Source organism: Pseudoalteromonas sp. NBT06-2 (assembly GCF_002276045.1).
Classification (GTDB): Bacteria; Pseudomonadota; Gammaproteobacteria; order Enterobacterales; family Alteromonadaceae; genus Pseudoalteromonas.
Window position 1 is genome coordinate 1 of the sequence record NZ_NQMR01000242.1, and the last position, 5,333, is coordinate 5,333.

Genomic DNA, 5,333 nt, shown 5'->3' on the forward strand with positions numbered 1-5,333 from the left:
CCACTGCTTTTTGAGAAGTTACTGAGTTAATAGTTAACTCTATAAAAAAACAGGTAATTACCTAAAGGAGCAATAGTGAAATTAAGAAATTTTATTTATATAATTCTTCTGATTAATATAACCTTTTATGAAAAAGCGTGGGCTATTTCAAAAGCTAGCTTGGGGGCCGTATCAAATTTGGTCGCGCAAAACGGTTCTTCTCCAGGGGACATTCAATTGTCTTGGAATGAAGCGTCGAATGCAGTGAAATATCGGGTTGATGAATATCATAAAATAAATGGTAGCTACAAGTGGAAAGGGCAGAGCTTTAGCTGGAGTACCAGTAAAAGTTATAGTTCAAAAACGAATAAAGAAGGTTATCGATTCCACGTTTATGCCTGTAATAGTAGCACTTGTACTAGTTCACACAAACGTGTTGAGCACAGGGATGCAAGACTCAGTGCGATTGGTAACGTTTCTAATCTGACTGCTCGAAATGGTTCATCTGCGGGAGATGTTAAATTAAGCTGGTCTGCTGCCACTAATGCGGTACAGTACCGCGTTGATGAGTACATGTTGATTAATGGCAACTACTCATGGATGGGTCAAAGCTTTACATCAAGTACGAGTAAGAGTTTCAGTGATCGAACGAATAAAGACGGATATCGATATCATGTTTATGGGTGTGGTACGAGCAACAGCTCCTGTGTATCCGGCCATCAAAGAGTTGAACATAAAGATGCACGACTCAGTGCGATTGGTAACGTTTCTAATCTGACTGCTCGAAATGGTTCATCTGCGGGAGATGTTAAATTAAGCTGGTTTGCTGCCACTAATGCGGTACAGTACCGCGTTGATGAGTACATGTTGATTAATGGCAACTACTCATGGATGGGTCAAAGCTTTACATCAAGTACGAGTAAGAGTTTCAGTGATCGAACGAATAAAGACGGATATCGATATCATGTTTATGGGTGTGGTACGAGCAACAGCTCCTGTGTATCCGGCCATCAAAGAGTTGAACATAAAGATGCTCGTTTAACGCTTGGGCAGGTATCGAATGTACAGGCTAATCAAGGGCCGATTTATGGCAACGTTATCCTGAATTGGGCTTCTGCCAGCAATGCCACGCATTATAAAATTGTTGAAGAAGTCTGGCAGGATTTAGCCAAAGACGGTCTAGCACGTTCAGGAGGGCGTTATATTCAGTCCACGAGTAAAGTGGTAAATGGCACACAAACCGAGTTCAAAGACCGTTTTTACAAAGATGGTTATCGGTATTTGGTTTACCCGTGTGACAGTACTGGTACCTGTGAAATACAAACGCCGGATCCCGTTGAAACATCAAGTTGGGCAGCTGAATTTCATGACAAAAGGTGCCATTTTGAAGCAAATTCACTTCCTGAATTGAAAAATTTGGTGAGTAAGGAGTATCAGTTTGGCGAGTGCGATCAGCCTGTCGTTGTGGTTACAAATAACATTGATATTACGGATGCGAACAAAGGACAAATACCAGTCACTATTACGCAACCGAATCTAATTCTAGCTGGAGCGAAAACAGCCGAAAACACCAGGATCAAATTTTCTCAGCGATATAATTATGGCTGGAAAAGCCAGATCCCTAAACGGGATGAAAATGGGCACATCGAGAAAGATAAAAATGGAAACACGGTATATCAAAAAGATGTATACGGAAAACTTGTATATAAATACGCGTTTAAACCCCTTCTACAGGTATCGGCTAAAAATGTTTTGCTATCGGGGTTGGCCTTTATAGGACCTCATGAAACCACGCTTAAAGAAGAGCTGATTTTATGCCGTGACCTTAATCCAAAAGGGAGAAAATATAAACAGCAGCATGAAAACTCCATTGGCGTTTTATTTGCTAGAAACAGCGATAACGCTAAACTGGTAGATTCAAATATACATAGCTGGACACGTGGCTTAGCCATTTACAGTAATGGCATAACGATAGAGCACAATTATATCCATAATAATAATTTAGATCCTTACCTAAGACCGGCCGCAGCAGGTTATACTGGTGAAACGACTAACTGTACCCATGGGATATCGGGTATGGGCTACGGTATTGCGATGGAAGGCAGGAAAATGAACCTAGATAATACGGAAGTGGTGAGTGCCTCAACAGCTCTGATGCAGTTTAATGAATTTGCAGATAACAAACATCATGTTGCAGGAGGAGGAATTCCTCATGAAGGTTATATCGCCAGAAATAATACCATTAATTACAGTGGTAATGTCCGCAATATAGACGTCAGCTTTGATGTGCACTCATACGACAAGTCTGAATGTGACATGGGCGTCGATGGCGACGGCAAACCCACATGCAATAAACGCGAAGGAATAAATGGTGACGGGATAGCAGGCAGTTATTTGGTTGTGGCAGATAACCTTTGGTTAAGCGCTAAGGATAACATTTTACCCGTCATTATTAGAGGCACACCCACGGATTACGCCATAGTAGAAAACAACTTCTTCAATGGTATGGGCATGAAACGAGGGGATGTGAATAAAAATGAAGATAACCGACGTGATGGTATCTGGCATGTCAATCATGATAATAACTGGGCATGGAACAGAAAGGTCGGAAAAGTATGCTTTGGACCGAATTTCTACTTTGACCATATGAATTTCCAAACCCAGATTGGCACTAGTAAAGTGCCAAATGAAGATAGAGAATTAAGTCAAATCTCAGACCGTTACGGCATCAAAAATCAACGATGTGACAAGTTTGATACAACTAATGCGGCTGATTGGAAACGTGCAGCGGAATACCAGTCAAAATTGACGAACTTTAATTTGTCCGCACAAAATAATCCAGCGATAGAGGATGTGTTTAGCTGCGATGCTAGCGAGAGAAAATGGTTGGCTTTTATCGATGGTCAAGGAGAGGCAATTCACTTGCGTAACATGGGGGCGGGTGAATCTTGTAATGATAGAAAGCTGTTAGTAGATATAAACGGTGATGGCGTTACCGATATAGCCAACATCATTAGTAACCAAGTGATTGTCTATCTATCAGGTAAAAATACGCAAGGAGCATTGGCGTATTTTAGTAACCGAACTAGGTGATGATACGAAAATTAATACATTGCCATATAGCGGGCTAGCCCGCTTTATGGCAACTCAAGACACTGTAGTTACTTGGGTTACCCGTTCTCCCTATACTTGTAACTGAATACCTAGAAAATGGTACAGTCAGGGATTGTATGTGTGCTTTGTCATACGTTTACATTAGTCCACTTTAAGTATACTTCATGCGAACCAGCAATAAATACCTCTCATCTGGTTCGCGATATCTTGATATCGAACCCTACGCGAACTACAATTGTAAACCATACCCTATTCGAACCAAAATGGATTAAATGTTTATTAGAGCCTACCTTCGCGCATCGACAGAAGAGCAAGATGCAACTCGGGCACAAGCGGAGCTGCTAAACTTCACGCAAAGTAAAGATGTGAAAATTGCGAGCCAATACATCGAAAGCAAATCCGGCGCAAAAATGGACAGGCCTGAGTTAGCAAGACTAATTGCTGATTCGCATCCGGGTGATATTCTGCTGATAGAGAAAGTTGACAGACTTTCACGTCTTCCATATGAACAATGGAAAAAACTCAAGACTCAGTTGATAGATGCCAAAATCCACATTGTTGTCGTAGATCAACTTATGACACATGGCATTATTAATGGATCTGAAGAAAATTCGATGATCGCCAAAGTACTGACAGAGTTTATGATCGATCTTGCTGCAGCGATGGCAAGAGATGACTATGAAACACGAAGAAAACGCCAGGCGCAAGGAATATTAAAAGCACAAGAGTTGGGAAAGTACCAGGGACGCCAACCTGATCTCGAACTAAGAGAAAACATTAAGCTGCTGATCAATGAAGATAAAAGTTGGTCGCAGGTGCAAAATCTTTGGAAGTGCAGCCGTTCTACTATCGCGAAAGCAGTAAAAGGTTAGTTTTATTATAGGGGTATTCTGTAGCCCTTACTCAATAAGGCTTACAGCGACACACTGGACTTTTCGCTGAAATGGGCGCACAACCCCTATAATCAAATTCAACATATGGGTATTGTTGAGCTCATGTTATTTGTTGATCAAAAGACTGGCTTTTTAAATTCATTTAATCATATTTCTGTTAACAAAGAGAAAGTACCTGTAAATAAGGAAGATTTAATTGCTTGTATATTAGCTAACGGTACCAATTACGGCTTATATAAAATGGCAAATATCTCCAACCGGTCAATGGGCAAATTACGCAGTGTCGATGATAGTTATGTTCGGTATGAAACGTTAAAGCAGTCTAATGATAAGATTTCTAATGCTATCGCCACTTTGCCTATATTCGCTTATTACCATGTTGACAATAATCAGCTATTTTCAAGCATTGACGGCCAAAAATTTGAGTGCCGCATTAATACATTTAAAGCACGTTATTCCTCAAAATATTTCTCAAAAGGCAAAGGCGTTTCTGCGCTGACATTAGTGTCAAACCATGTTCCGGTTAGTACGCAAGTCATAGGCGCTAATGAGTATGAAGGTCACTTTGCTTTTGATTTGCTATATAACAATTCTTCAGACATTCAGTCTAATACGTTATCGACTGATACTCATGGTGCCAACAATGTTAACTTCGCTATTTTAGATTTCTTTGGTTACACGTTTGCACCTCGATACGCAAAAATGAAAAAGGTATTTTTTGATTTATTTGAAGTGACTGATGAAAATGGTGGTGAAATTCAGCATATCATTTGTTCATTAAGTCGAAAGACTACCACCCAAAGCACTATCATTAGAAAACTAAGCAATGGTAAGAGCCGTACATTGTCTGCTCTGCATGAATATGACCGATTGATGAAATCAATTTACGTTCTGGAGTATGTCGACAACTCAACACCATTATGTCCAGCAAGCATTGAACAGAGGTGAAGCCTATCATCAACTTAAACGAGCGATTACTTCAGTTAATGGTAATAAATTTCGTGGTGGTAATGATTACCAAGTATCACAATGGAACGATTGTGCTCGACTCATTTCTAATTGCATTATTTACTATAATTCAGCGCTGCTTTCCGCATTTTTGCAAATCCAAGAAAGAAACGGCAGGCAAGACATTGTTGATATTATCTCAAGGCTTTCACCTGTTGCTTGGCAGCACATTAATTTAAACGGCGAATATTCATTTAACAAAGGAAAGAAAGAAATAGATTTGGCCGGTTTGCTGAGTGATATTGAACCACTCGACAGCAATAACTCCAATAGAGCGGCATAGTTAAATCTAATGTTCCAGCTAATAACAGATGAATCAGCAATTCTCGGTGAATTAAT

The 5,333-nt window shown here is 40.1% G+C and carries 2 protein-coding genes and 1 pseudogene; all 3 read left to right on the forward strand.

Going from position 1 to position 5,333, the window contains the following annotated elements:
• Window positions 1-75: 75 nt before the first annotated feature.
• The 3 genes and pseudogenes from CJF42_RS24700 to CJF42_RS24710 all read left to right on the forward strand — a co-directional run bounded on the left by CJF42_RS24700 (window position 76) and on the right by CJF42_RS24710 (window position 5,277).
• On the forward strand, window positions 76-3,072 hold the full coding sequence (locus tag CJF42_RS24700; RefSeq protein WP_095369176.1) for a hypothetical protein: 2,997 nt from the start codon (window positions 76-78) through the stop codon (window positions 3,070-3,072).
• A 293-nt stretch (window positions 3,073-3,365) separates the two neighbouring features.
• Window positions 3,366-3,965, forward strand: coding sequence for a recombinase family protein (locus CJF42_RS24705; protein ID WP_095369177.1), 600 nt, complete (start codon window positions 3,366-3,368; stop codon window positions 3,963-3,965).
• A gap of 123 nt (window positions 3,966-4,088) precedes the next feature.
• Window positions 4,089-5,277: pseudogene (locus CJF42_RS24710) on the forward strand (Tn3 family transposase).
• Window positions 5,278-5,333 lie beyond the last annotated feature (56 nt).

What these genes read in the sequence shown, in the direction of transcription:
- CJF42_RS24705 (WP_095369177.1), top strand. Translation starts at nt 3,366, where the DNA reads ATGTTTATTAGAGCCTACCTTCGCGCATCGACAGAAGAGCAAGATGCA.